This window comes from Niallia sp. FSL W8-1348, from assembly GCF_038006745.1.
Taxonomy (GTDB): Bacteria; Bacillota; Bacilli; order Bacillales; family Cytobacillaceae; genus Niallia; species Niallia alba.
The window spans coordinates 891,636-917,763 of sequence record NZ_JBBOVV010000001.1; the positions used below are offsets into that span (position 1 = coordinate 891,636).

Below are 26,128 nucleotides of genomic sequence, written 5' to 3' on the forward strand. Positions count from 1 at the left end.
TTTTACGAACTTACTAGACTTCTTTTTAATAACTTTAACGCCCGATGCTGTGTCGTCTTCACTTTGCTTTCAGACCATCCTAAATTCATCGCTGTCTCATCAATAGACATTTCTTTCAAGTATCTGCAGTAAATGACTTTTTTCTGATCTGCTGTACAGCATCGTAATATTTGATGAATCCAATCCAGCTGTTCTTTCTGCATTGCAACTTCGTCAGGAAGTGCCTGTTCATCCTTTATATGAATCGGAATTTCACTATTGAATGAATACGAATTCTTTTGCTTTCGAAAATGATCAATAGCAATATTTTTAGCAATTGTATATAACCAAGTTCTTTCACTGCTCTCTCCCTTAAAAAGGCACTTAGTTTTTAGAACTCTAATAAAGACTTCTTGAACTAAATCTTCTGCTTCCCCCTTCTTCACTCCTAAATATATTAGAAAATGATTTAACTCTTGATGATATTTTTGATAGAGCTCTTCAATCGAACCCATTTCCCCCACTCCTAACAAAAACCAGTGAATCAATGAAAGGATAGTACTCTCAAAGACTTCTATACTCAAATAATGAAAAGCCTTTTTTACTAAGAAATAGTAATGGAACAAATCTTAAAGTATTTAAGTTATTACTACGTTTATAGTGTTTTTTCGTTAGATTTGTTACAAATCAGTTACGAGCATACGATTTGTAACATTAATGAAATATATTATACATCTTAACGTAATAAAAGTCCCATTTTTTTCTTTAAATTTATGTTGTTTTTCTATTTTCTTAGAAAATCTTATTTGAGTGTTTGTTATGATAAATCTCTTCCAGTCTTTAGGGAATCCTTTTTATATCAAAACCTAGTATAAACATTTGGTTTATTTGACCTGTATAAGGAGAACTTCCAGCAGTGAAGTTTTTTCCTTATCCCCCACTTAGCTTCCTCGATTTTCCAAGCTTGAGGTGGGGGTTTTACTGCTCGTTAAGAGTGGGATAAAATTTTGGATATTTATATTGGCTTGTAATAACGTGGATGAAATTTCCTTAACGATGGCTAAACTATTATTTGAATCTCCATGGATACATACTGTATCTGCTTTAATCGGTACTTCTTGTCCTTGGACAGAGATAACCTTTTTCTCTTTAACCATTTGGAGTATCTGCTCGGCTGCTTGTTTTGGACAATGGATAATCGCTTGCTCCTGTGTGCGTGATGTTAAGCTACCGTCTGATTGATAGGTGCGATCTGCAAATACCTCATTAGCGGTTTTTAAACCATAATGTTTACCAGCTTTAATCAATTCACTGTTTGCTAAACCAAAAAGAATATACTCTGGATTTACTTTATAAACAGCTTTAGCAATCATATCTGCTAATTGGCTATCTTTTGCCGCCATATTATATAATGCACCATGGGGCTTAACATGCTGTAAGATTCCCCCCTCCGCCTTTACAAATGCTTCTAAGGCTCCAATTTGATAAATAACCATATCGTATACTTCATTAGCAGCTATTTTTATTTCTCTTCTTCCGAAACCAAGTACATCATTAAATCCTGGATGTGCTCCAATAGCCACTTTATTTTCGAGCGCTAGATTAACCGTGTTTCTCATTGTTGTTGGATCGCCTGCATGAAAGCCACAGGCAATATTAACACTTGTTACAAAGGGAATAATGGCCTCATCATTCCCTATATGATAGGGACCATAACTTTCTCCTAAATCACAATTTATATCAATAGACATATAACTCCTCCCAGTAAATCAACACTTTTTAAATGGCGCTTCTCATACCTTCAATTAAACTTTAAAGCTCTTATTATCTTACCAGCAGTTCCAAGTCCTTTTTCTTATGTATAATGATTCTAGATAACGAATAGATAAACCTGCTCCCTTATTCTATTTTCTTTCTATATAAAAATGCGGCATCCCCTGAAGAGTGGACTACCGCATTTCTCAATAAAATTATTGTTTTCCTTTAGATTATGGTTACAAGTTATCTGAAACATAATAATTTCTTATAAAAAAACTTTCATCAGCGGGAGTTTTCCTCCTCCCCCATTGACGGTTAGTTCCACTTATCAGACCTTTACGAGAGAGTTTGAACACCTAGAGCTTTCTCGATTTTCTTCAGCTTGTGGTTGGGTCTTGCTATCCGTTAAGTGTGGGATAAATTTGTTACACCTTTCTAATCTTTTCAATTTCATCTGCAACAAATTGAACTTGAGTTCCTACAATTACTTGGATGCTTGTTTTGCCAATAACATTAATTCCAGGTACGCCTGTTGCTTTAATTTTTTGTTGGTCTACCACATCCATATCCTTTACTTCAATTCGTAAACGTGTAACACAGTTATCGACAGATGTAACATTATCGTCTCCGCCAAGACCTGCATAAATTTCAGAGGCCATTACTGCAAATTTATTATCCGTTGTAACCGCAACTTGATCTAATGATTCATCAACGATTTCATCATCTTCTCTTCCAGGTGTTTTAAAATTAAATTTAGTAATAAGGAAACGGAATAAAGTATAGTATATGACAGCAAATACTAACCCTTGAACTATTAGCATATATGGATTATTTGCTAATGGTAAACGAGAACTTAATACAAAATCAATTAATCCACCACTAAATCCGAAGCCTGCCGTCCAATGAAAACTTGCTGCAAGGAAAAGGGAAATACCGGTTAATAATGCATGCACAACATAAAGGGCTGGCGCTGCAAACATAAAGGCAAATTCAATTGGTTCCGTAACCCCTGTTATAAATGCTGCAATCCCTGCTGCAAGCATTAAGGAAGCCACTTGTTTTTTACGTTTTGTTTTTGCTGTATGATACATCGCTAGTGCTGCTGCTGGAAGACCAAACATCATCACAGGGAAGAAGCCTGCCTGATACATTCCAGTTACTCCTTTTACCCCATTATTAGACCAGAAATTATTGATATCGTTTATCCCTGCAATATCAAACCAGAATACAGCATTTAGAGCATGGTGCAAACCGGTTGGAATCAACAAACGGTTAAAGAAACCATATATTCCCGCACCAACTGCTCCTAGTTTACTGATTCCTTCGCCAAAGCTAACAAGTCCTGAGAAAATAGCCGGCCAAACAAACAATAAGATAACAGAAATTAAGAGCATGGAAACAGCACTAAGAATTGGTACGAGCCTTTTCCCACTAAAGAAAGCAAATGCCGTTGGAAGCTGAGTCTTACTAAAACGATTGTATAGTGCTGCTGCGACAGCACCTGCTAAAATACCAATAAATGCATTCTCAATCTTAGAGAACGCCAAACTTACATCTTCTACGTTAATTCCTTGCAACATGGCAACAGAAGCAGGAGATAATAATGTTTTAACAACTAAATATGATACCAATCCACTAATCGCTGAAGCGCCGTCTTTATCTTTTGACAAGCCTAATGCGACCCCTACTGCAAATAAGATTGCTATATTGTCTAATATTGAAGACCCTGCTTTAATAAAAAACGAAGCAATTGGACTTCCTTCTCCCCATCCACTTGGATCAATTGCATAGCCAATCCCCATCAGTAATGCTGCAGCTGGTAAAACAGCTACCGGTAGCATCAATGCACGCCCTAGCTTTTGTAAGTACGATTTCATTTAACTTCCCCCTATAAGATAAAATAAGTTAAAAAAAATGCCATCCTCAACCTGCTAACATATATAAGAAACCATATATTCATCTCTTCTTTTTGGGCATCCCTCCTTTTAAGATTCTTAAGAATGTTACTCATTTTTTTGAAAATACAGTTGAACCGCACGCTTTATATGACCATCTGCCTTACGAAGTGATTGAATCGCATCCTCTATTGTCCCACCCGTTAGAACGCGAAAAATAGATACTTTCAAATCATGATTATTCTCTTTAAGTACTTTTATAGCTTCTGCCTCACTAATACTTGTAGCATTTATCAATGTTTGTACAGCTCGTTGTACAAGTTTTTTATTAATTAACTTCATATCTACCATTTCATTACTATAAACCTTCCCAAGTTTCACCATAGAGGCAGTAGATAGCATATTTAACACCATTTTTTGGGCTGTTCCTGCTTTCAAACGCGTAGATCCCCTGATAACTTCTGCTCCTGTTATTGCTTCAATTCCATAATCACAGATAGAGGAAAGCTGCGTACTTTCATTATTACTTATCCCTATTGTCAATCCATTTCTTTCTTTTCCATAATGAATAGCTGAAAGAACGAACGGGGTGGAACCACTTGCTGTAACACCAATGATCACATCAGTCGCTGAAAAGTCAGCTTTCTCCAATGTGGCTTGTATTAGCTGTTCATCATCTTCCGTCTCCTCTAAAGAAGTCCACATGGCATCATATCCCCCTGCAAGGATTCCATTCCATCTATCCTGTTCAATGGAAAAAGTAGGACCAAGCTCAACAGCATCCACGATTCCTAGTCTCCCACTAGTACCCGCTCCAACCACAAACACTCTACCGCCCTGTTTCCATCGGTTGACAATGCCATCAACGGCTAAGGAAATGGTTGGTAATGCCTCTTTTACCGCATTTGCGATTCCTGCATCTTCTTGGTTCATAAATCGGACTATTTCTAATGAATTCCATTCATCTAACTTCCTGCTTTTTTCATTACCATTTTCTGTTGTTCTCTGTTTTTTCATGATTCGGACCTCTTCATATCAATAACAAATTTATAGCGATCTCCACGATAAATAGATTTAACGTATTCAAAAGGAGTTCCATTTTCTAAATAACTAAATCGCTCCATCAGTAACACTGGCGCACCATCTTTAATCCCAAGAGATGTGCTTTCATTTTTCTGTGATAAGGTCGATTCAATAGTTTGTGTAGCATGACTAATCTTTAGATGTAAGTTTTGCTCTACATACTCGTAGATAGAACCATGTAAGGTCTCCTCCTGAAGCTCTTTTACCAATGCAGTTGGGAGATATGAGGTTTCAAGCGCCATTGGGATTTCATCCGCAATGCGCAAACGACTAACCTCATAAACCAGCTCTCCCTCTTCTATCTTTAATTTAGTGGCAATTCCTCTTGGACAAGGAATTGTCTTAAAATCCAAAATTTTTGTTTTTGGTGTTAACCCTCTTGATCGCATATCTTCTGAGAAACCAGTAAGTCCAGAAAGTTCTTGCTCTACTTTTGGTGCAGCCACAAAGGTTCCTTTGCCCCGCTGGCGAACCAGTACTCCTTCTGCTACTAAGTTGTTAATTGCTTGGCGTACCGTCATCCTACTAATACCATATTTTTCGGAGAATTCCCGTTCTGAACTAATTGGATCGCCAGGTTTTAGTTCTTTAATGATTTCTTTTATCTCCATCTCCAATTGATAATAAATAGGAATATGTGAATCTTTAATGATCAACTATACACACTCCCTTTATTTTCTTTTAAAATGGATAAAGCTTCTTGATCAGCTATAATCGTAACATTAGGATGCTTTTTCAAAATGGATGCAGGTAGATCCTCGTTTATATCTGAATGAAATAGCTGATTTAATACAGGCGCTTTTTTCACCCCAGAAACTAGCAATACAATTTTTCGACTTTTCATTATTGTAGCTATCCCCATAGAAATAGCGTGTGTTGGTACCTCATCCATCGTAGCAAAATATCGTGCATTTGCTTCTCTCGTAGAATCAGTTAATTTCACAATTCCTGTTGTAGAATGGAAAGAAGTACCTGGTTCATTAAAACCGATATGACCATTTTCACCTATTCCTAATATTTGCAAATCCATTCCACCTAATGAATCAATGAGTTTTTCATAATTTCTTCCTGCCTCTTCATCATCTATGTTTTTAGCTGATGGCAAATAAGTGTGGTTTTCTGGAATATCAATATGGTTAAATAACTGTTCTTTCATATAGTAACTATAACTTTGTGGATTATCTTTTTCTAAACCAACGTATTCATCTAAGTTGACCGTAATAACTTTTTCATAGGAAGTTTGATTTTTAGTAAAATCTGCAATTAAATACTGATAGGTTCCTATCGGTGTCCCTCCAGTTGCAAGTCCTAGAACACTGTTTGGCTTCGTCTGAATTTGCTCCATTATTGCTTTTGCTGCTACTTTACTCATTTCGTCATAGTTTTTTACTTCAATTAGTTTCATGCTTTTACTCCTCCATTCGAATATACGATTTGTCCTTTACAAATTGTTAGTACAACTTGATTATTTTCATCTAATACAACTAAATCTGCATCTTTACCTTTTGCAATACTTCCCTTTTTATCCAAAACGCCAATTTGCTTGGCTGGATTATAGGAAGCCATCTTCACAACATCCTGTAAAGAACAGCCTGTAAAGTTCATCATATTGTTTATTGCATCATTCATTTTTAATGTACTCCCCGCAAGAGCACCATTTTCTAATAACGCCTTTCCATCGCGAACGATTACCTTTTGCCCGCCTAAGGAAGAAATGCCATCTTCCAGCCATTTCGCACGCATGCTGTCTGTGATAAGGATGATATGATCAACACCCTTTTGTAAAAAAGCAAGTTTAACAATTTCAGGATGGATATGAACGCCGTCTACAATCATTTCTGCCATTAACTCAGAATGAAGCAACGCAGCACCAGCAACGCCTGGATCTCGGTGATGCAAGCCTCTCATTCCATTAAAGAGATGTGTAACATGACTAACGCCTGCTTGAATGCTTGATAGTACTTGCTCGTAAACAGCATCCGAGTGCCCTATTGATGGGACAATTTTTTCTGCCTTTAAATAACGGACAAGTTCGAAGTTCTCATCTTCTTCAGGTGCCATCGTAACAAGCTTGATTTGATTATTTGATAAGTCTTGCCATTTTTTAAATAATGCTACATCTGGCTTTTTAACGGAGTGGATTGGTTGAGCCCCAACTCTTTTTTCTGAGATAAATGGACCTTCTAGGTGGATTCCGATAACTTCCGCTTTTCCAGATTGATCACTAGCTTCGATATACTGTGCAATAGAAGAAAGGGCTATTTCAATACTTTCTTCGTCTTGTGTCATGGTCGTTGCTAAAAAGCTCGTTGTTCCTTCCTTTGGTAAGGTAGCAGCCATAACTTTTAAGGAATTTAGTGTCCCATCCATTGCATCTGCATCATTGGCTCCATGTATATGAATATCAATTAATCCTGGTATCAGATTCATCCTCTTAGGGAAATCTATTATATGTGCATTTTCCCAATCTTCTTCATGAAAGGATTCCATTAAACCAATCGAGTCGATTTTTTCTCCCCTCACTACTACATATCCTTTTGGATTAATCTCTGTTTCCGTGTAAATACACAAATTTGTTAATACTAAATCTTGTGGTTCATCTGTTATCATGATTATTTCACTCCTTCATACTATATATATCATCTATATATCTAGATGTCTATACCAGTTGTTCCGTACTTAATTATTATTTCATATAATACTAAAAATATGCTTATAATTCTCTAGTCTTGTCAGGAAATTTAACAAACTATTTTTATGTTTTTACAAAAAGCTGTTTTCGTAAAGTTTGTTGGATTACCCGCAACCGGAATACACTTCGCTTTCCGTGGGGCTAAGCTTAAGCCTCCTCCGCTTCGCCTCCGGGGTCTCAGGCTGTCTCGCTATTCCCCGTGGCATCTTCGTGTATTCCGGCTGCTCCATTTTTCCAACTAATTCTTTTTTTCGATTGAAAAAACAACAATCCTTTAGAAAACAGCCCAGACAACAGTAATCGCTTTCATTTCTGATTATAAATTATTTCATGAGCCTGCGTCAACCTCCATGTGTCCTCTCTATTTTCTTTTTCTGAATCAAAAGGTTATATCAGCCAAAGAATAATTTTGCCAGCTTCAGCTGATATTAGCAAGGTAAAAAGCTCTTAATAATCAAACCTAATTCAATTAATTTTAAACCTTTCTAACACTTTCTCTATAAATAATTTCGAAGCCAGATACTGTTTTCATCGGGGTATCCTCTCCTCTGATGAGACTGAGTATCTTTCTAGCCGCAAGATTTCCTGCATTTTTATAATAAAACTTGGCAGTTGTTAAACCTGGATGAATCATTTCCGCCATTTCGTATCCGCCAAAGCCAGTTATCGAAAGATCATTCGGAATCGAAATTCCTCTAGAATAAATTGCTTTCATTACACCAATTGCAATATTATCGGTTGCACATACCATTATACTAGGATTGAATGTATCGATTATTTCAGAAACAATAGAAAATAACTTTTCATTTTTTCTATTTGTTTCATAAAATTGTACATCTATATCTCCTGCACTTTCTATGCTTTTTTTAAAGCCCTCTTTTCGGTCGATTCCTACTGCAACATTTTTTTCATTTACCCCAATGTAGGCAATTCTTTGATGTCCTTTGGATATTACATATTTCCCCACTTCATAGGCTGCTTCATAATCATTATGAATTAAACTAGGTATCTCCTCATGCTGCTGACCTACTAATAGCACCGGTATACCTATTTGCTTTATTATCTCTAAGTGACGCTCTGTTATTTCCGTCGCTAATAAGATAATTCCTGCTACCTTCTGCCTTACTAAGGAATGAATATTTTCCATTTCCTGCTCTAAATCTAGGTTTGAATGAGAAATTAACATTTGATAATTCCTTGTCTTCAATTCTTCATCTATTCCAATTAATGTTCGAGAGAATGCATAAGAATCTAAGCGAGGCACAATCGTTCCAATTATATTTGTTTTTTTTGCCTTTAAACTTTGGGCAAATGCGTTAGGCGTATAGCCTGTTTCTCTAATAATATGTTGGATTTTCCGCTTTGTTGCTTCACTTACAGAACCATCATTTAAATAGCGCGAAACCGTACTTTTCGCTACGCCTGCAAGTTTAGCTATATCACCAATTGTTGTCACCAATAAACCTCCTCATTAGTTGCTTTTTGCAAAAAGATAGTAGGAACCCCCCTCTTTTTAGAAAGCCCTTTCATTTTATTTTATTATGTATCTATTTACTAGTAGCTACTTCCCTATTTGCACACATATTCTACCTAATATTATACATAAAAAAATAATAACGACTGAACTATTTTTTCTATTGGAGAAGTATAGCTTCTTCCTTGTTGATTCATAATGATTGCTATAAGGATTTCTTTTAGCGTTAATTATGAAGGCAGGGAATAGAATGAAAAAAATATCGGCTCTTCGAAAAAAAAATAAAAATAGGTATGAGTTAATTCAAAGTAAAAACTATTTAAGTCAGCCTCTTATTTCTGTGATTACACCCGTTTTTAATAATGAAAAAACAATTAAGCATACAATCGAATCTGTTTTACAGCAATCCATTATGCCACAGATTGAATATATAATTGTCGATGATGGTTCACAAGATCAAACTCGTGCTATTTTAAAGAAATTTGTTAGCGAGCATCCTAATATAAAACTAGCTCTTCTAGCGAAAAACACAGGAACTCCTGGCTATCCTAGAAATTTAGGAATGGAGCTTTCATCTGCCCCCTACTTAACCTTTTTAGATTCAGATGATTGGTTTGAAAAGACTGGCTTAGAAAAACTTTATAGTGTATTAAATGAAACCGACGACGATTATATAGTTGGCAAAACGATTAAAGTTACTTCCAAGAAAAACGCAATTGTTGGAGAACATGAATCATGGAAAGAAAGAAGAAGTATTCATCCGACAAGTATCCCACATATTTTTAATCATTTAGGACCTAGAGCAAGATTAATCAAAGCAAGCATTATCAAAAAAAATCAGATTAAGTTCCCCGAAATGAAATATGGAGAGGATAAGCAGTTTTTTATGGAAGTACTGACTAATTGCCAAAAAATCTCTACAACGGAATCTATTATCTACTATTTAAATCGCTTAGATGAAAATAACGAATCTTTGACTAAACAGACGAATGCTTTAAACAAAATGCACTGTAATAGAAAAGTCATTCACTATTTCAAGAAGAAGGAACTGGATGATGAGTTAAAGCGAATGATCTTTAATCGCCTTTATGAATTTGATTGCTTCAATGGATTTATGAATCGCTATCATACGTTAAGAAGCGAGAACAATCAAACTTCTAAAGAAAAAATAGCTGATTTTTTAAAAAGAAAAGCATATATATCAGCCATGAAAAAAATGATACGAACGACTTCTTCCTTAAATTATGAAATTAGCGATCATTTTTTTCATCCTTATAATAAGGTTTGTTACCAACTATTCTTACAAAAACGCTATAAAGATATCGAAACATTGTTTAGATGGATAAATCAAGAAAAAATAAAAAAACATATGATAAAAGATGGGACTGCTTACTGGGTTACTCCTATAAGTCCACCGTATAACTTTATAAAAGTTCCTATGTATGCAGAATTAATAAATTGTGAATATACAAATGGTTTCTTCCGATTCGATATCAATATAGCAGGGGATTATCCGAAAGACATTGAGCATATACTGTTCCGTGATCGAAACGATATGCATAAACAATTTTTCTTTCCGATTGAACGATATGATGGAGCCTTAAGGAGAATCATGATTCCTGAAGCGTTCTTTGCTCCTTTTGGAAAATCTGTATACACTATTTATTTATCTTACAGAGACTATCATAAAATGCAGTTCCATATCCCAAATCCGAAGCTTCGGTTAAAAAAACAGCAAACAGATACGCATCACTTTTACAAAACAATTCATAATCATTTAGCATTAAAAGTTCTCTGATAGAAAAAGTGAAACTTTCATCAGTGGAGGGTTCTTTCATCCCCCACTGATGGTTAGTTGAACCATTCGGACCTTAGACCTGTCTCCTTGGAAAACCAATATATTGTTTGCTTTCCAATCCCTATATTCCTATTAATCTTCTTCCTCTTACATAGAAGGAACTAAACAATATTTTCACTTTAGTGTTTCTATAAATCGATGAAACGCTTTTGTTCCTTGCTCATCCCTTTTAAATACACCTGCATGATGTAAGATGGTTTCAAAAACGATTCCTATTTCTGTTTGTAGGACAGAATGTACATTTTCATTCGTTATATGCGGATTTTTCTCTTTTACTGCCTTTGCCCATACTAAATGTTTTTCAATATTAGGTTCTTTCTTGATGCTCGTTACAAAATTATCTTCTACTATTTTATCTGCAAGCAAGCTTAGTTCTTCTTTTAAACGACCTGGCAAGACAGCTAAGCCCATCACTTCAATGAGTCCGATGTTCTCCTGTTTAATCGAATGAACTTCTTCATGTGGATGGAAGATGCCAAATGGATATTCCTCACTTGTTCGATTATTACGTAGTACTAAATCCATTTCATAAAGACCATTACGCATTCTCGCAATTGGGGTAATCGTATTATGACGAGTACCGTCCGTATACGCAATAATATCTACACTCTGATCACTGTAGTCGAGCCATTCTTTAAAAATATAATCAGATGCCTCCACTAGCTTTTGTTTGTCTGTTCCTTGCAGACGAAGCACAGACATTGGCCATTTAACAATACCTACATGGATAGATGGAAAACGGTCAATAGCAAAAGTTGTTTCTATATCCGCTTTTGCCATTGGAAATTCATGAAATCCCCCTTGAAAATGCTCATGTGCAAGAATTGATCCTCCTACAATTGGCAGGTCTGCATTAGATCCCATAAAATAATGAGGATACTGATCAACAAAATCTAGTAATCTTGCAAAAGTCTTTTTAGAAATAGTCATTGGTTCATGCTTCTCAGAAAAACAGATAGCATGCTCATTGTAATAAACATATGGTGAAAACTGTATAAACCACTGCTCTCCTTCTAATGTTACTGGTATAATGCGATGATTTTGTCTAGCAGGGTGGTTGACTCTTCCCGCATAGCCAGCGTTTTCTTTACAGAGTAAACATTTGGGATAAGATCCTTGCTTTAATTTTTTCGCAGCCGCGATTTCTTTCGGATTCTTTTCTGGCTTTGATAAATTAATCGTAATTTCTAAATCTCCGTAACTTGTATGTGTCAGCCATTCTTCATTTTTAGCAATACGATCGGTACGAATATAATCTACCTTTTTTGAGAAATCATAAAACCAACTGGTCGCTTGTTCTGCTCCCTTTTCTTTATATAATGTTAAATAATTATTATTTATCTCGGATGGCAATGAGACAAAGCAACCCATTAATTTTGTATCTAATAAATCTCGGTAGGTAATCGTATTTTCTACTAAGCGATTATGTTCCACTGCCCAATCTAATATATTTTCTAAAATGGTGCGCAAGTCTGTTTCAGCTACTTCTCCGTTATCCGATAGAATAAAATCATCTAATTGTAAAATTTCAAGTAATTTATTTCGAACAACATCCATATCCCATCGTGTTATTAAATTTGATTTAAGTCCATAATGAAGCAATTGTTCTACATGTCGATAAATAGTTTGTGTCATCTAACATTGCTCCTTTCTTCTTAGTCATTTCTCTTTATAGCCTTCTGGATTTTCCTGGAACCATCGCCAAGCACTGCCGATCATTTCTTCTAAAGAAGGATACTGCGGCTTCCAGCCTAGTTCAACTTTTGCCTTTTCGGACGAGGCAACTAATCGTGCTGGATCGCCAGCTCTTCTTGGTGCAATTACAGTTGGAATAGGATGTCCCGTTACCTTTCGAGCTGCCTCAATTACTTCTTTGACCGTAAATCCTGTTCCACTGCCTAAATTGTAAATCCCACTTGTTTCTTCTTTTTGTAATTTTTCCAATGCAAGAATATGGGCATTCGCCAAATCGGTAACATGAATATAATCTCTTATACAAGTTCCGTCATGTGTATCATAATCATCGCCAAAGACGCTAATGGCTTCTCTAGTCCCTAATGCTACTTGCAGAATAATCGGAATAAGATGAGTTTCTGGAAAATGATCTTCTCCTAATTTTCCGTCCATATGTGCTCCTGCGACATTGAAGTAGCGAAGGGCAACGTAATGAATGCCATATGCTTCTTCAGACCACTTTAGCATTTTTTCTATTGCCAACTTTGTTTCTCCGTATGGATTGGTTGGAACGGTAGGATCATTTTCTTGTATGGGAAAATTCTTCGCTTCTCCGTAAGTTGCTGCTGTTGACGAGAAAACAATTTTCTTCACATCATTTGCATGCATCACTTTTAATAGTGTCATCGCACCATAGACATTATTGTCATAGTATTTCAATGGATTTGTTACACTTTCTCCTACTAAAGAGTCAGCAGCAAAATGGACGACCGCTTCAATCGAGTTTCTCTTAAACACATCGTCTAAAAAACTTTCATCGCGTAAATCGCCAATGTAAAGTGTTACTCCTTCTAAAACAGCCCCTTTATGTCCTGTTTGTAGATTATCAACAACAATTACCTCTTCCCCCTGATCTAATAGTTCAGATACCATATGGCTCCCAATATAACCAGCACCACCACATACTAAAATGGCCATTTATAACTCCTCCTTTTACATTTCCTACTGGACTGTAACAATTTCTTTCGCACCGTCTCCAACTTGAACAACATAGAAGTCCGCATTTAAGCCTGTCTGCTCACTATATCTTGCTCCAACCTTCTCGATAAAAGAATCAATGTGCTCATTAGTAACAATACTAATCGTACAGCCACCAAAACCTGCTCCTGTCATTCGGGAACCAATTACACCCTCTTGTTCCCAAGCTGCCTCCACTAGCGCATCCAATTCTTTTCCAGTAACTTCATAATCGTCACGTAAGGAGATATGGGAGGCATTCATCAATTGTCCAAATCCCGCAATATCACCAGCTTGAAGTTTTTTTACAGCCTCAATAGTTCTAGCATTTTCATACACAGCATGTTTCGCTCTTATCCGATCAACCTCTCGTTCAATCAAATGAGCTTTCTCATCAAATTGCTCTCGGGTTAATTCTCCGAGTGAACGAATATCTAATTCTCCCTGCAAGTCTTTTAATGCTCTTTCACACTCTTCTCGTCTTTCATTATATTTAGAATCAGCTAAGCCCCTGCGTTTATTTGTATTAGCAATAATTAAAGAAGCAGCTGCTAAATCTAGTGGACTATAGGTATAATCAAGTGTATCGCAATCTAGTAAAATAGCATTTTTTTCTTTTCCCATCCCAATCGCGAATTGATCCATGATGCCACAGCTTACACCAATAAATTCGTTCTCTGCCTGTTGACACATTTTCACTAAAGAAACTCGATCGATTGCTAAAGAATATAACTCATTTAGCATAATAGCTGTCACTACTTCAATCGAAGCGGACGATGATAAGCCAGCACCATTTGGAATTTCTCCCGCATATAAAACGTCAAATCCTGAATCTACTGTATATCCATGTTGTTCAAGCGCTACAATAACTCCTTTTGGGTAATTAGCCCAATCATCTGCTGAATCATAGACTAACTCGTCTAAGGATACCTTTATGACACCTAAATCTGAAAAATTTGTGGAATAGAATTGAATTATTCTATCAGATCTTTTTCGAACAATCGCGGTTGTGCCAATGGATAAAGCACAAGGAAAAACATGCCCTCCATTATAGTCTGTATGTTCTCCTATTAAATTCACACGTCCTGGTGCAAAAAAAGTACGTATTTTGTTAGCTCCCTCATTAAAAACATCGGTAAATATTGTAAGTAGACTATTTGTCATTTTTATCTCTCCTTTATAAATGAACGATTATTTTTACTCTCTTGTTTAGCATCGTTTTATTGAACCGTTTACATTTTCATTTTATGCTTCAAACCTTTCTCTCTCAATGGTAAAATAAGAAAGAGAAAAGGGTAATAATTTGCTACTTTATTTCATTAATTTGCATAATCATCTAACCTTAACTCTTTTTCTAATCAATTTAATACAGGCAAGTATCTACCTATGATACCTCTACTAAGAAAGGGGCCTTCTCATTGCCCAAAAAAGATAATAATGTATTTGCATATAGGTTTACGGAAAAGATTACAAAAGAGGTTGCCCAAATTTGGTCGATTGGATGGGAAAATCAAACCTCCCATCTTTATAATTGGAAGGGAAAAAAGCGTAAAGAGGAAAGCATGTATGTTTTTCAATATACGATTTCTGGAATGGGTGCCATTGAAATTGGAGAAAAAGATCATAAATTGACAGCTGGAAAAGCATTTTTAATTGATATTTCAGAGGAATATAGATACTATCTTCCGCAAAATAGTGAGCATTGGGAATTTATTTTTATTACGCTATATGGTGAAACAGTAAAAAAGTGTTGGCATTCTTTTACCGAAAATAATCAGTCTATTATCCAATTAGCTTCTGATTCAAAACCAATTCAGCACCTTCTTCATATTTACCAACTGGCAAATGAAACAAATATAAAAAATGCCTACCAAGCTTCTAGTCTTGCTTATGCTTTTATTATGGAGCTTTATCAATATAAGAAAAACATGGGAGCCATACAGTTGCCAGAAAGTATACTAAATGCGACATTATTTGCACAAAATTATTATAATAGACCTATTGGACCAGATGATATGGCAGAGGCAGCTGCACTATCTCGCTTCCATTTCACTCGATTATTCAAAAGGGTGCTTGGCATTACACCCATTCAATATTTAACAAATATCCGGATAGTGAAAGGAGCGGAGTTATTATACCAAACCAAATATTCTATTGAGGACATTTCTGTGCAAGTAGGTTTTGCAAATGCCAACTATTTCACAAAGGTATTTCGTAAAGCTACCGGCATGACGCCTGGCGAATTTCGAAAGAAGAATATTCGTCCAAGCGAGGATATTCTTCTTTAATGTTATTTTTCATCAAACATTTCCAAGCTGACCATTCCTTTTTCATAAATAAAGTTCAGCTTCTTCCCTGGTGTCAGCATATTTTCAAGAATATCCTTAGAAGCTTGAAGAGCAATGGACATTCGATTTAGCTGTTCTTCCCCTTCTTCTTGCAGGGAATCTGCTTGTTGACTTATGGATTCCAGTTTGTTTTGATAATGGAGTATTTGATTATAAAGTTCCTCATATATTGTTTCAATATCGTTGTTCATTACAAAAACTCCTTATATATATAAGATAAGTTAATTTTAGCATATTTTTGCTTAACTTTTATTAAAATAAGGGCAAAAATTTACATCTATAAAATATAAATGGTCAATAATTTCGACTAAATAAGCAATCCTGACAAATTTACGAAAAAATATTTATGAAAACAGTTTCAAAATTAATATATATCCTTTAAAATATAAGTAAAGAAATTTTTTTCTATTAAAATTTAATTTAATGAAATATTTTTTATAATTTCCGTATAAAGGAGTTTTTAAAATGCATTTATCCTCCCTATATTTAGGTGTAGACATTGGTACAACAAGTACAAAATCTGTCCTCTTTGCTGAAGCTGGTAAAGTATTAAGCATGCATCATGTAGAATATCCATTACATAGCCCTGCACCATCAATTGCGGAACAGGATCCTGAGCAAATTTTTCAGGCTGTCTTAGAAACAATGAAGACTGCTATAAAAAAAGCCAAGGTTGATGTGAGAAATCTAAAACTAGTATCCTTTAGCTCAGCGATGCACAGCGTTATCGCTTTAGATGAAAAAGGAAAGCCTATAACTCGTTGCATCACTTGGGCAGATAGCCGTGCTTCTTCTTGGGCTAAAAAGATTAAAAATGATCATAATGGCTTAGAAATATATCGTAGAACCGGAACACCAATTCACCCAATGTCCCCTCTAGCTAAATTAACTTGGCTAAAGAATGATCAGCCAGAAATTTTTACGAAGGCGACAAAATTTATTGGTATCAAAGAATATGTTTTCTATCGTTTGTTTGACGAATTTGTTATCGATTATTCGATTGCTTCTGCAACTGGAATGTTTAATCTGAAACAGTTAAATTGGGATACGGAAGCATTAGCGGTGGCTGGTGTTAAACCTGAGCAATTAGCAAAGCCTGTTCCTACTACTCATTATTTAACAGGACTAAAGGAGAATTACGCAACCGAAATTGGAATCCCTGCCGAAACTCCATTTGTTGTAGGTGCAAGTGATGGCGTGCTTTCTAACCTAGGGGTAAATGCTATTGACCCAGGCGTTGTGGCTGTAACGATTGGAACAAGTGGTGCAATTCGAACAGTAACAGATAAACCAGTAACTGATCCTAAGGGAAGAATATTCTGCTATTGCTTAACAGAAGACCACTGGGTAGTGGGCGGTCCTGTAAATAATGGTGGAATGACGTTCCGTTGGGTGCGTGATGAATTAGCATCTTCCGAAGTAGAAACAGCCAAGCGACTCGGAATTGACCCTTATGAAGTTTTAACAAAAATCGCTTCCCGTGTTACACCTGGTGCTGATGGTTTATTATTCCATCCATATTTGGCTGGGGAAAGAGCACCTTTATGGAATGCAAATGCAAGAGGATCCTTTTTCGGGCTTGGTTTACACCATAAAAAAGAACATATGGTAAGAGCAGTATTAGAGGGCGTTATTTTAAACCTTTACACTGTGATGCTTGCCCTTCAAGAAGTGATTGGCGCACCAAAGCAAATTCAAGCAACAGGCGGATTTGCGCGTTCTGAGCTTTGGAGACAAATGATGGCAGATATCTTTGACCAAGAAGTAGTCGTTCCGGAAAGCTTTGAAAGCTCTTGTCTTGGAGCAATTGTTTTAGGCATGTATGCACTAGGGGAAATTAATGACTTCTCGATTATGAAACAATTGGTTGGCAGCACGCACTCCCATCAACCAATCCAAGAGAATGTCGATATCTATCAAGATTTAACGTCTATCTATATACGTATTTCACGAGCTTTAGAGCAGGAATATGATGCAATTGCATCGTTTCAGAACAAATGGGTGAAATAACCTGACTATTTAAAAGGGGCGTCTCCACAATAAGACAGCCCCTTTCTTTTAAAAAAATCCTTTAGCAAAATTGTCTGCTAAAGGATTTTACCATTTTATTTTGATTCTACACTGTGACCACCAAACTCATTTCTTAATGAGGCAACCACTTTACCAGAGAATGTATCTTCCTCCAATGAACGATAGCGCATCATTAAAGAAAGGGCCGTAACTGGCATAGCTGTTTGTAAATCTAAAGCTGTTTCCAGTGTCCATTTCCCTTCTCCAGAAGAATGCATAATTCCTTTAATTCCTTCAAGCTTCGGATCTTTCGAAAAAGCATTTTGTGTTAATTCCATTAACCATGAACGAATGACAGAGCCATTATTCCAAACTTTTGCTACCCCTTCGTTATCGAAATCATATTCACTTTTCTCCAACAACTCAAAACCTTCTGCGATAGATTGCATCATGCCATACTCAATACCGTTATGAACCATTTTCAGAAAGTGACCGCTACCAGATACTCCAGCGTAAGTATAGCCATTTTCAACGCATAGATCTTTAAATAAGCCTTCTACCTTATCAAAAATTTCTTTTTTGCCGCCGACCATCATGCACGCGCCATTTCTTGCACCATCAACACCGCCACTTGTGCCAACATCTAAATAGAACACTCCAAGTTCCTCTAAATCCAAGCCTCTTCTTTTTGATTCCTTATAATGAGAATTCCCCCCATCAATAATAATATCTCCCTCTTCAACATACTTCTTCACTTCTCTTAATACATTTTCCGTTACTTCTCCTGCTGGAACCATGAGCCAAATTACTCTTGGAGCTGGCAAATTTCTTACTAAGTCCTCAATTGTATTTACTCCTGTTACATTTTTATAAGAAATTTCTTTTACAGCGCTTTCATTTATATCAAAAGCTGTTACACTATACTTATGGCCCACCATATTTAAAGCCAAGTTGTATCCCATTTTTCCTAATCCGATAAGACCGATATTCATGCGTTATTCTCTCCTTTTGAAAAAATATTTCTCTCTATATATTATTATATAGAAATTTTTTTCGAAAATATACCCCTTTACGAAATTTTTTCGAAAAAAAATATTAAAATAAGAAATTTTTTTTCAAGAGACTAATTGTGTTATACTACAACTATATTAATTTGGAAAGGATAGAAGTCAATGGCGCAAAATTGTCTTGGGAAAATTCGTTCCTATTACGCTAGATTGAGTGAAAAAGAAAAAAAAATCGCTGATTATATTCTTGAGAATCCAGAAAAAATCATTCATTCAACAATCAACGAACTAGCAGAGGATTTAGGTGTTGCAGATGCAACTGTATTTCGTTTTTGTAAACGAATTGGTTTTAAAGGCTATCAAGCAATGAAAATAGCATTAGCTTCAGAAGTAATTGAACCTATTCAACAAATACATGAGGAAATTAGTGAAAATGATAGTGTTAAAACAGTAACTGAAAAAGTATTTAAGTCCAATGTCCGAACACTAGAGAATACATTAGAAATATTAAATGGACATTCAATTGAAAAAGCAGTTGAATTCCTATTACAAGCAAATCGTGTCGAGTTTTATGGGACAGGTGGTTCAGCAGTAATTGCAATGGATGCTTTCCATAAATTTGTTCGAACTGGAATTAAAGCGTTTTCATTCGTTGACTCTCATTTTCAGCTAATGTCTTCATCGCAACTTTCAGAAAATGACGTTGCGGTTATCATTTCACACTCTGGCACTAACAAAGATACTATTAACATAATGAAAACAGCGAAAAATAACGGTGCTAAAACGATTGGAATTACTGGATATCCAAAATCACCGATCGCGCAGAATGCTGATGTCGCTCTTTTTACAAGCTCTGAAGAAACAGAATACCGTTCAGAAGCTCTATCATCAAGAATCGGTCAGCTTAGCTTAATTGATGCATTATATGTCAATGTGATGATTTCCAATAAAAATGTTGCCAACCAGTCATTAGAAAGAATAAGGAATGCTATTTCTGATACGAGAATCTAATGCAAGACGACCAATATTTTACTTCAGAGTATCCGCAAACGCCAAAAAAGGAAGTTAGTTATGGATGTTACTGCCATAATTAGCTCCCTTTATTTAAAACCAGCTATAATATCTCCATATTGATAAAAGGAGTATCATAATCAAGTTGTCCTTTAACTTTCTTTATATTCAGTTTTTCACCCTGTAAAAAGGAATCGAAATCAATGATTACAGGCATTCGATCACTACCAATCGCAAACCAAGCTTTTCTTTCGTTAGGTAGATATGCTGCTGTGTGCAATGTTCCAGACCAAGTACTATATTTTTTTGAGAACACTTCTTTATCCTTGTCATTCAGTATTCGAAAAGCCTCATATACATTCGACTGACCTTCTCGCTGTTTTTCGATGTTCTGCTTTCTTCGTACAGATTCGTCCATCTGATAGCGATTTTCTTCCTTTAAAACTTCAAAATGATTCGTACTAATATTTGCTTTTCTAGCAATGACTGACCTAGGTGATGCTTCCACAACAAATGATTCTCCGCTTGGATCTAATAACACATAGCTAAAGGATGTTCGATGAGGTATTTCTTGTAGTAAATCAATAGCCTCTTCAACATTTGCACATGTTTCTAAAATTATCCGCCCTATCATATTACATATAAAGCCATCACCTGAACCAACTCGATTAATAAAGTTATAGCCCATTGCTAGGCCTTTTTCATTCATCCCATCAATTCTTCCGGAGATTTGCATAGAAGGACCGATAACAGCATAGCCAGTATCCGTTGGCTGATAAATCATATATCTTCCTTCATATGAACCTGGATGACTATCGTAGTTTCTAATTAAATATTGAGATCCTGTTAGAATGGAGCAGCCGCTTCTCCCATACTCGACATAATGGCCGCCAAATTCTCTTAAAGCGTCCTCCATTCTCCACTGAAGAGCATCGGCCAATCCATAGATTTCCGCTATCATCCCGGGAATAAACTTATTAAGAAGGTGCACGGACTCTTTTTCATTAATGGTAAAGTAACGCTTTCGCTTAGATGTCCAGTGCTTCACCCGATTAGGAAGTATAGGTGAATCTTTTAAACGTTCTCCTTGCATATATCCAAAATCATAATGATTTCCACGAAACTGTATGAAATCACTATATACTTGTTTCATTCTCATTTCCCCTTTAAATCTTTGTATGGAGAGTTTTAACTATACTATATTTTTTACTAATAACAAGTAAATTGATTACAAATTGAAAATGCGCCTTTGAATTTCCAAGGATACAGTCTTTGTTCTCCCATTCCTTCCGTACTTTCAACAGTCAAAAATATACGCTTCAATCAATTTACGTTTTTTAACTTTAAAATACAAAAAAGAGGCAAGAAAAGAAATTATCCTTTCTTACCTCCTCTATATACTTTTCTATCAAACAATTAAATCTAAAATTAATACTCCTGCAAATGCGACGAAAGAAAGGATTGTCTCCAATACTGTCCATGTCTTAAATGTTTCTTCGACGGTTAGTCCTAAGTATTCTTTTACCATCCAGAACCCGGCATCATTTACATGGGAGAACATTAAGGAACCTGCGCCTGTTGCAATAACTAATAATTCCACATTTACGCCAGACATACCAGCGATGATTGGGGAAACAATTCCTGCTGCTGTCGTTAATGCTACGGTTGCAGAACCTGTTGCTATTCGTATCAAACCTGCAATCATAAATGCTAATACAAGTGGTGATAAAGACAAGCTTTCGGACATAGTTCCAATTGTAGTTCCTACTCCACTATCAATTAACACTTGTTTGAACGCTCCACCTGCTCCAATAATTAATAAGATCGAACCAACTGGTAAAAAACAATCTTCCGTGAATTTTTTAATGCTATCTTTATTCATTCCTTGACGAATGCCTAGGAAATAGAAAGCAAAAAACACAGCAATCAAAAGAGCTAATAATGGGCTACCAAGGAATGCAAGCACATTTCTTACTCCTTCTGGAAAAATCGTCATGTAAGGTGCAGCAGTTCCAATAATCATTAAAATTACAGGTAATAAAATGGCAAAAAATGATACCCCCGTACTTGGCAATTTATCATCTGCTAACGGCTCTGCTGTAATAAGCGTTGATTCTCCTTTTGGAAAAACGCGCTTATCAATCCACTTTGCAAATAATGGCCCACCAATGATTCCAGCAGGTAATGCAATAATTAATGAGTATAATAAAACGGTTCCTAAATTAGCATCAAAAATTCCGATTGCAGCAATTGCCCCAGGGTGTGGAGGAACAAGTCCATGTACAATCGATAATCCAGCAATACCTGGTAATGCAATCAATAAAATATTTTTCTTTGTAGCCTTTTGAATAGAAATAACAAGTGGCAATAATATTAAAATACCAACCTCAAAAAATACGGGTATTCCGATAATAAAGCCGGAGAAAAACATCGCCCATGGCAATTTCTTTTCACCAAAAACGTTTACAAAAAAATTGGCAATTCGTAATCCAGCACCAGATTCCGATAACATTTTTCCTAAAATTGTTCCTAATGCCAATATCCCAACTAAGTGACCTAATACGCCACCTACACCTGTCTCATAAGCGCTTACAATCTTTTCAAAAGATAATCCAGAAAAAATTGCTAAAAATAAACTTGCAACTGTTAAACTAATAAAAGCGTGCCATTTTAATAATGAAACTCCTAAAATAACAATCACAATGGAAAGTAATGCAATAATCAATAAATAGGCATCCATCTTTATACCACCTTTTCTATTACATTTGAAAGTGTTTTCATTTGATAGCCTTATTATACGAAAAAATTTTTCTTTTATCAAGCTATAATTAAAGAAAATTTTTTATTCATAAAAACACACTAGTGTTGCGTTAATTTAATTTAACTATTAAAAATACTTGAAATGTTCAATTTTATCATTTTATGCAAAGAAAAAGTCCTTTATAATGGATAAGTTAGGTGGTAACCCGTCCAAATCCACTAAAAAGGACTATCGCATGGACAAGATTACACGAAAAACTTCATTTGGACAATGGTTTTCACCAATAAATCTTCAATTATTTGAAGAAAACGTGAAAACGTTGAAATTAGATTTCTATACGAAAAAACTAACGACAGAGTCATTTCTAAAATTATTACTTTTTGCGCAGCTAGAAGAAGTCGAAAGTCTGCATGCGCTGAGCGATTGTCTTTTCGATGATCAACTGCAAAAGGGCATTGATCTTGATTCTATCAGTATTTCCCAACTCTCACGCCGTTTAAATGGCATGAATCCAGACTTATTCCAAAAGCTTTTCCTTGATTTAGTTTCACAAATTCATGCCAAAACGCACAACACGAAACTTGTGATGCCATTAAAAATCATTGATTCAAGCACATTGCCTCTCAATTTGACTAATCATAAATGGGCAAAATTCCGCAAAACAAAAGCGGGTGTTAAATTGCACTTACGCCTTGTGTTTATGGAAAAAGGTATATCCTATCCCGAAAAGGCCATTATGACAACGGCCAAAGAACATGACCGCGGTCAGCTTGAAGTAATGGTTGATGACAAGGAATGTATGTATGTGTTTGACCGTGGTTACTTAGACTACGAACGCTTTGATCGGATGACAGATGACGGCTACTTTTTCCTTTCTAGGCTGCGAAAAAACGCAGTCATACGGGAGGTTTACGATTTTAAACTACCCGAGAATACATCTGTTTTGTCGGATCAAATGGTGTTGATTGGTACGACGCAAAACCGTGCCGAAAATTACTTTCGTCTTCTAAAAGTGATTGATTCAAAAGGAAATGAGCTTCATTTAATCACAAATCGTTTTGATTTAAGTGCTGAAGAAATCTCAAAGATGTATAAATCACGCTGGGCGATTGAGTTATTTTTCAAATGGATTAAACAACATCTCCATATCAAAAAGTTTTACGGCCAAAGCGAATGGGCAATTCAGAATCAAGTGTTTATCGCACTTATTGTTTTTTGCCTGCATGTTCTCGCACAAATCGAGACAAAAAGTAAACGAAAAACCCTACAAATTAGCCGATATTTACGGGCAGCTTTGTGGAAACCAGCACATATTTGGCTTCGAAAGATTGAAGGAAAAACCATTCCTTAATAAACAAATTGTCGTCGTCTCTTAAGTCTAATTGTAAAAAAATTTCCAAATGGATGGATCCACCTTTAGTTGGGTATTTACTTTTTTGGCTCTTAACAGGGGGACATATTTAAACTGAATATTCTAACAACATTTATGCAACACTAGTGATAAAAACAAAATAAATTGAAACCTCCATCAAGGGATTCTTCTTCATTTTTCACTGATGGTTAGTTGAACCAGTCGTACCTTTATGGACAGTTGATCTCCCCCCTATCTTCCTCGAATTTTCATAATCGTCTTACTGCCTTTTAAAAGTGGGACAAACAGAGTTCACTACTAGGTATGCAGGGCATCTTTCCATCTTTTGAAAAGTTTTTTTCCAAAAATACGTGATAATGTAAAACAAATTCATCCTCCATTACGTCTAAATAATGGAGCATCTACTTTTTATTATAGAAACAAGGAGTTAAACAGCATGAACAGCCTAAAATGGAGAAACTTTTTAATCCCCCTTTTTTGTTTTAGTCTTTTATTAATCGGATTCAAATTTTGGGGAAATGAAAAAAAGCAAGCAGCTGAGCCACCAGAAAAAAAGCCTGAGGTGGCAATACAATACGATAAAAATTATAAAACGATTGAAATAAATTCCTATATAAAAGATGAAAAACATGGGGGCTACTGGACGAGTTACCCACTTCTTCCAGATCAATCAATTACAACCGCCTTAAAAGAGTATATTACAAACAAAATTAGTAAATATGATCAACATATCCAAAAAGAAAATATTCCAAAAACACAGGAGACTTCCTTACATATTTCCTATACCATAACCCATTACAGCAAACAAACAATCTCTATTCTTTTTGAAACCTTTGAATATATTACAGGTCCAAATGGAAATACTATAACCGAAAGCTTAACTTTCGACTTACAGACACATAAGCGGCTTTCATTAAAGGATCTTTTCCAAGAAAATAGTAATTATTTATTTCTCCTTTCTAAAACAAGTTATTGTGAATTAATGAAGGATAAAAAAATGGCAGTGGACGAAGTCTTAGTCAAACAAGGAACACTACCTCAGGAAAAAAACTTTCAAAACTTTGCAGTTCTTAATGATTCGATTCTTTTTTACTTTCCTAAAAACCAAGTTGGAGCAGACGATTTAGGCGTTCAAGAACTAGCTATCAAAAAAGAGATTGTAAAAGATAAACTCTTACCAACCTATCTAGATAAAGAAAAAAATAAAAATTTGCTTGCAGAAGCAGCACCAAAAAAAATGGTGACAGAATTACCAGATGTAGCAAAAATTGATCCGTCTAAAAAAGTTATTGCTTTGACATTTGATGACGGTCCAAGTAATAAACCAACCAAAAAAATACTAAAAGCTTTAAAGAAGAATAACGGTCATGCTACGTTTTTTGTTCTTGGTGAGCGTATTCAATATTATCCTAGCATCATTCAGCAGACGATAGAGGAAGGTCATGAAATTGGAAACCATTCTTGGAATCATCCTCTCCTTACTAAAATGAAGAAGAAAAAGGCTTTAAAAGAATTTCAAGATACAGATGATTTAATTAAAGAAATAACAGGAAGGGAATCTACACTTATTCGCCCACCTTATGGAGCCATACAGAATGAACTAAAAAAAGAACTAGATAAAGAGATTGTTCTTTGGACAATTGATCCAGAAGATTGGAAACAACCAACGAAAAAGAAAATTGTGGAGAAAGTCATGAAAGAGGCAAAAGATGAAAGCATTATTCTTTTGCATGATATTTACGATAAAAGTGCTGATGCAGCAGTGGAAATCATCGAGAAGTTAACGAAAGAAGGATATCAGCTTGTGACTATTTCTCAATTACGAGAAGTACAGGAGGAACGGAAACTACTAGAAAACTAGAATATATTTATTGGAGATTTAGTAAAAACAATTGATACATCTACTCATGATTACGAGTGTGACGGATGTACAAATTTTCTATTAAGGTTCATTATAGATAAAAAAGGGTTTCTCGAAAATAGAGAAACCCTTTTTACATTTCGTATTCATAATGACCTGTACTGGGTTCGAACCAGTGACCCCTTGCCTGTCAAGCAAGTGCTCTCCCACTGAGCTAACAAGTCATGTTGTATAAAGTGAATAATATTTGGCTATTGCCTGTTCTTTCTCAAATACTATTTCTATTCTTATCTTACCATGTCCTTTCTTTATATTCTAGAAAAAAATA

At 35.6% G+C, this 26,128-nt stretch carries 21 protein-coding genes and 1 tRNA gene; 6 read left to right on the forward strand and 16 right to left on the reverse strand.

What is annotated here, in order from left to right:
* Positions 1–2: 2 nt before the first annotated feature.
* From NST60_RS04225 to NST60_RS04260, 8 genes are all read right to left on the reverse strand, one after another.
* The gene (locus tag NST60_RS04225; protein ID WP_016204377.1) at positions 3–494 is read right to left on the reverse strand and encodes an RNA polymerase sigma factor; all 492 of its coding nucleotides are present in this window, start codon (positions 492–494) and stop codon (positions 3–5) included.
* A gap of 426 nt (positions 495–920) precedes the next feature.
* Entirely contained in the window at positions 921–1,730 is an 810-nt protein-coding gene (locus NST60_RS04230; RefSeq protein WP_169188157.1) for a LamB/YcsF family protein, read from the reverse strand.
* 432 nt (positions 1,731–2,162) lie between these two features.
* The gene (gene nagE / locus NST60_RS04235) at positions 2,163–3,614 is read right to left on the reverse strand and encodes an N-acetylglucosamine-specific PTS transporter subunit IIBC (protein WP_016204375.1); all 1,452 of its coding nucleotides are present in this window, start codon (positions 3,612–3,614) and stop codon (positions 2,163–2,165) included.
* A 126-nt stretch (positions 3,615–3,740) separates the two neighbouring features.
* Complete coding sequence (gene murQ, locus NST60_RS04240; RefSeq protein ID WP_016204374.1) at positions 3,741–4,649, reverse strand: N-acetylmuramic acid 6-phosphate etherase; 909 nt, start codon at positions 4,647–4,649, stop codon at positions 3,741–3,743.
* Positions 4,646–5,371, reverse strand: a complete 726-nt coding sequence (locus NST60_RS04245) for a GntR family transcriptional regulator (protein ID WP_016204373.1) — start codon at positions 5,369–5,371, stop codon at positions 4,646–4,648. The genes murQ and NST60_RS04245 overlap by 4 nt, the downstream gene beginning before the upstream one ends.
* Positions 5,368–6,120: a glucosamine-6-phosphate deaminase gene (gene nagB, locus NST60_RS04250; RefSeq protein WP_016204372.1), complete on the reverse strand. Its 753-nt coding sequence runs from the start codon at positions 6,118–6,120 to the stop codon at positions 5,368–5,370. Before nagB ends, NST60_RS04245 begins: the two co-directional genes overlap by 4 nt.
* On the reverse strand, positions 6,117–7,325 hold the full coding sequence (gene nagA / locus NST60_RS04255; RefSeq protein ID WP_212120939.1) for an N-acetylglucosamine-6-phosphate deacetylase: 1,209 nt from the start codon (positions 7,323–7,325) through the stop codon (positions 6,117–6,119). Before nagA ends, nagB begins: the two co-directional genes overlap by 4 nt.
* A gap of 557 nt (positions 7,326–7,882) precedes the next feature.
* A complete protein-coding gene (locus NST60_RS04260) occupies positions 7,883–8,863 on the reverse strand; it encodes a LacI family DNA-binding transcriptional regulator (RefSeq protein ID WP_016204370.1) in 981 nt (326 codons plus the stop codon).
* Positions 8,864–9,131: 268 nt separating this feature from the next.
* On the opposite strand from NST60_RS04260, the gene NST60_RS04265 reads away from it, so the two are divergent.
* Entirely contained in the window at positions 9,132–10,679 is a 1,548-nt protein-coding gene (locus tag NST60_RS04265) for a glycosyltransferase family 2 protein (protein WP_169188153.1), read from the forward strand.
* A gap of 174 nt (positions 10,680–10,853) precedes the next feature.
* On the opposite strand, the gene galT is transcribed toward NST60_RS04265, so the two are convergent.
* From galT to NST60_RS04280, 3 genes are read right to left on the reverse strand one after another with little or no spacing between them, the layout of a single operon-like run.
* Positions 10,854–12,374 carry a UDP-glucose--hexose-1-phosphate uridylyltransferase gene (gene galT / locus NST60_RS04270; RefSeq protein WP_169188152.1) on the reverse strand — a complete coding sequence of 507 codons (1,521 nt, stop codon included), beginning with the start codon at positions 12,372–12,374 and terminating at the stop codon, positions 10,854–10,856.
* Positions 12,375–12,398: 24 nt separating this feature from the next.
* The gene (gene galE, locus NST60_RS04275; protein ID WP_169188151.1) at positions 12,399–13,391 is read right to left on the reverse strand and encodes a UDP-glucose 4-epimerase GalE; all 993 of its coding nucleotides are present in this window, start codon (positions 13,389–13,391) and stop codon (positions 12,399–12,401) included.
* A gap of 24 nt (positions 13,392–13,415) precedes the next feature.
* Entirely contained in the window at positions 13,416–14,594 is a 1,179-nt protein-coding gene (locus tag NST60_RS04280; RefSeq protein ID WP_169188150.1) for a galactokinase, read from the reverse strand.
* Between the two features lie 254 nt (positions 14,595–14,848).
* On the opposite strand from NST60_RS04280, the gene NST60_RS04285 reads away from it, so the two are divergent.
* Positions 14,849–15,718, forward strand: coding sequence for a helix-turn-helix domain-containing protein (locus NST60_RS04285; RefSeq protein ID WP_205835584.1), 870 nt, complete (start codon positions 14,849–14,851; stop codon positions 15,716–15,718).
* Between the two features lie 2 nt (positions 15,719–15,720).
* Here NST60_RS04285 and NST60_RS04290 read toward each other — a convergent pair whose 3' ends face one another.
* Complete coding sequence (locus tag NST60_RS04290; RefSeq protein ID WP_169188149.1) at positions 15,721–15,969, reverse strand: hypothetical protein; 249 nt, start codon at positions 15,967–15,969, stop codon at positions 15,721–15,723.
* A gap of 274 nt (positions 15,970–16,243) precedes the next feature.
* On the opposite strand from NST60_RS04290, the gene gntK reads away from it, so the two are divergent.
* Positions 16,244–17,788, forward strand: a complete 1,545-nt coding sequence (gntK, locus tag NST60_RS04295) for a gluconokinase (protein WP_341098245.1) — start codon at positions 16,244–16,246, stop codon at positions 17,786–17,788.
* 95 nt (positions 17,789–17,883) lie between these two features.
* Here gntK and gnd read toward each other — a convergent pair whose 3' ends face one another.
* Positions 17,884–18,780, reverse strand: a complete 897-nt coding sequence (gnd, locus tag NST60_RS04300; protein ID WP_212120931.1) for a phosphogluconate dehydrogenase (NAD(+)-dependent, decarboxylating) — start codon at positions 18,778–18,780, stop codon at positions 17,884–17,886.
* Positions 18,781–18,960: 180 nt separating this feature from the next.
* Between gnd and NST60_RS04305 the strand changes: the two genes are divergently transcribed.
* Entirely contained in the window at positions 18,961–19,806 is an 846-nt protein-coding gene (locus tag NST60_RS04305; RefSeq protein ID WP_016204359.1) for a MurR/RpiR family transcriptional regulator, read from the forward strand.
* A 103-nt stretch (positions 19,807–19,909) separates the two neighbouring features.
* Here NST60_RS04305 and NST60_RS04310 read toward each other — a convergent pair whose 3' ends face one another.
* Together NST60_RS04310 and NST60_RS04315 are read right to left on the reverse strand one after the other, a co-directional pair.
* Complete coding sequence (locus NST60_RS04310; protein ID WP_016204358.1) at positions 19,910–20,959, reverse strand: C45 family autoproteolytic acyltransferase/hydolase; 1,050 nt, start codon at positions 20,957–20,959, stop codon at positions 19,910–19,912.
* A gap of 255 nt (positions 20,960–21,214) precedes the next feature.
* On the reverse strand, positions 21,215–22,546 hold the full coding sequence (locus NST60_RS04315; RefSeq protein WP_016204357.1) for a GntT/GntP/DsdX family permease: 1,332 nt from the start codon (positions 22,544–22,546) through the stop codon (positions 21,215–21,217).
* A gap of 256 nt (positions 22,547–22,802) precedes the next feature.
* Between NST60_RS04315 and NST60_RS04320 the strand changes: the two genes are divergently transcribed.
* Both NST60_RS04320 and NST60_RS04325 read left to right on the forward strand, forming a co-directional pair.
* Positions 22,803–23,918 carry an IS4 family transposase gene (locus tag NST60_RS04320; RefSeq protein WP_100525938.1) on the forward strand — a complete coding sequence of 372 codons (1,116 nt, stop codon included), beginning with the start codon at positions 22,803–22,805 and terminating at the stop codon, positions 23,916–23,918.
* A 457-nt stretch (positions 23,919–24,375) separates the two neighbouring features.
* On the forward strand, positions 24,376–25,800 hold the full coding sequence (locus NST60_RS04325; protein WP_169188146.1) for a polysaccharide deacetylase family protein: 1,425 nt from the start codon (positions 24,376–24,378) through the stop codon (positions 25,798–25,800).
* 152 nt (positions 25,801–25,952) lie between these two features.
* Here NST60_RS04325 and NST60_RS04330 read toward each other — a convergent pair.
* Positions 25,953–26,024 (reverse strand) — tRNA-Val (locus tag NST60_RS04330).
* Between the last annotated feature and the right edge of the window lie 104 nt (positions 26,025–26,128).

Bases quoted from the DNA above. Each gene is read 5' to 3' on its own strand.
- nagA (WP_212120939.1), bottom strand. From the start codon at position 7,325: ATGATAACAGATGAACCACAAGATTTAGTATTAACAAATTTGTGTATT.
- galE (WP_169188151.1), bottom strand. From the start codon at position 13,391: ATGGCCATTTTAGTATGTGGTGGTGCTGGTTATATTGGGAGCCATATG.
- nagE (WP_016204375.1), bottom strand. From the start codon at position 3,614: ATGAAATCGTACTTACAAAAGCTAGGGCGTGCATTGATGCTACCGGTA.
- NST60_RS04325 (WP_169188146.1), top strand. From the start codon at position 24,376: ATGAACAGCCTAAAATGGAGAAACTTTTTAATCCCCCTTTTTTGTTTT.
- NST60_RS04320 (WP_100525938.1), top strand. From the start codon at position 22,803: ATGGACAAGATTACACGAAAAACTTCATTTGGACAATGGTTTTCACCA.
- nagB (WP_016204372.1), bottom strand. From the start codon at position 6,120: ATGAAACTAATTGAAGTAAAAAACTATGACGAAATGAGTAAAGTAGCA.
- NST60_RS04305 (WP_016204359.1), top strand. From the start codon at position 18,961: ATGGCGCAAAATTGTCTTGGGAAAATTCGTTCCTATTACGCTAGATTG.
- gntK (WP_341098245.1), top strand. From the start codon at position 16,244: ATGCATTTATCCTCCCTATATTTAGGTGTAGACATTGGTACAACAAGT.
- NST60_RS04315 (WP_016204357.1), bottom strand. From the start codon at position 22,546: ATGGATGCCTATTTATTGATTATTGCATTACTTTCCATTGTGATTGTT.
- NST60_RS04230 (WP_169188157.1), bottom strand. From the start codon at position 1,730: ATGTCTATTGATATAAATTGTGATTTAGGAGAAAGTTATGGTCCCTAT.
- NST60_RS04280 (WP_169188150.1), bottom strand. From the start codon at position 14,594: ATGACAAATAGTCTACTTACAATATTTACCGATGTTTTTAATGAGGGA.
- galT (WP_169188152.1), bottom strand. From the start codon at position 12,374: ATGACACAAACTATTTATCGACATGTAGAACAATTGCTTCATTATGGA.
- gnd (WP_212120931.1), bottom strand. From the start codon at position 18,780: ATGAATATCGGTCTTATCGGATTAGGAAAAATGGGATACAACTTGGCT.
- NST60_RS04225 (WP_016204377.1), bottom strand. From the start codon at position 494: ATGGGTTCGATTGAAGAGCTCTATCAAAAATATCATCAAGAGTTAAAT.
- NST60_RS04290 (WP_169188149.1), bottom strand. From the start codon at position 15,969: ATGAACAACGATATTGAAACAATATATGAGGAACTTTATAATCAAATA.
- NST60_RS04310 (WP_016204358.1), bottom strand. From the start codon at position 20,959: ATGAAACAAGTATATAGTGATTTCATACAGTTTCGTGGAAATCATTAT.
- NST60_RS04265 (WP_169188153.1), top strand. From the start codon at position 9,132: ATGAAAAAAATATCGGCTCTTCGAAAAAAAAATAAAAATAGGTATGAG.
- murQ (WP_016204374.1), bottom strand. From the start codon at position 4,649: ATGAAAAAACAGAGAACAACAGAAAATGGTAATGAAAAAAGCAGGAAG.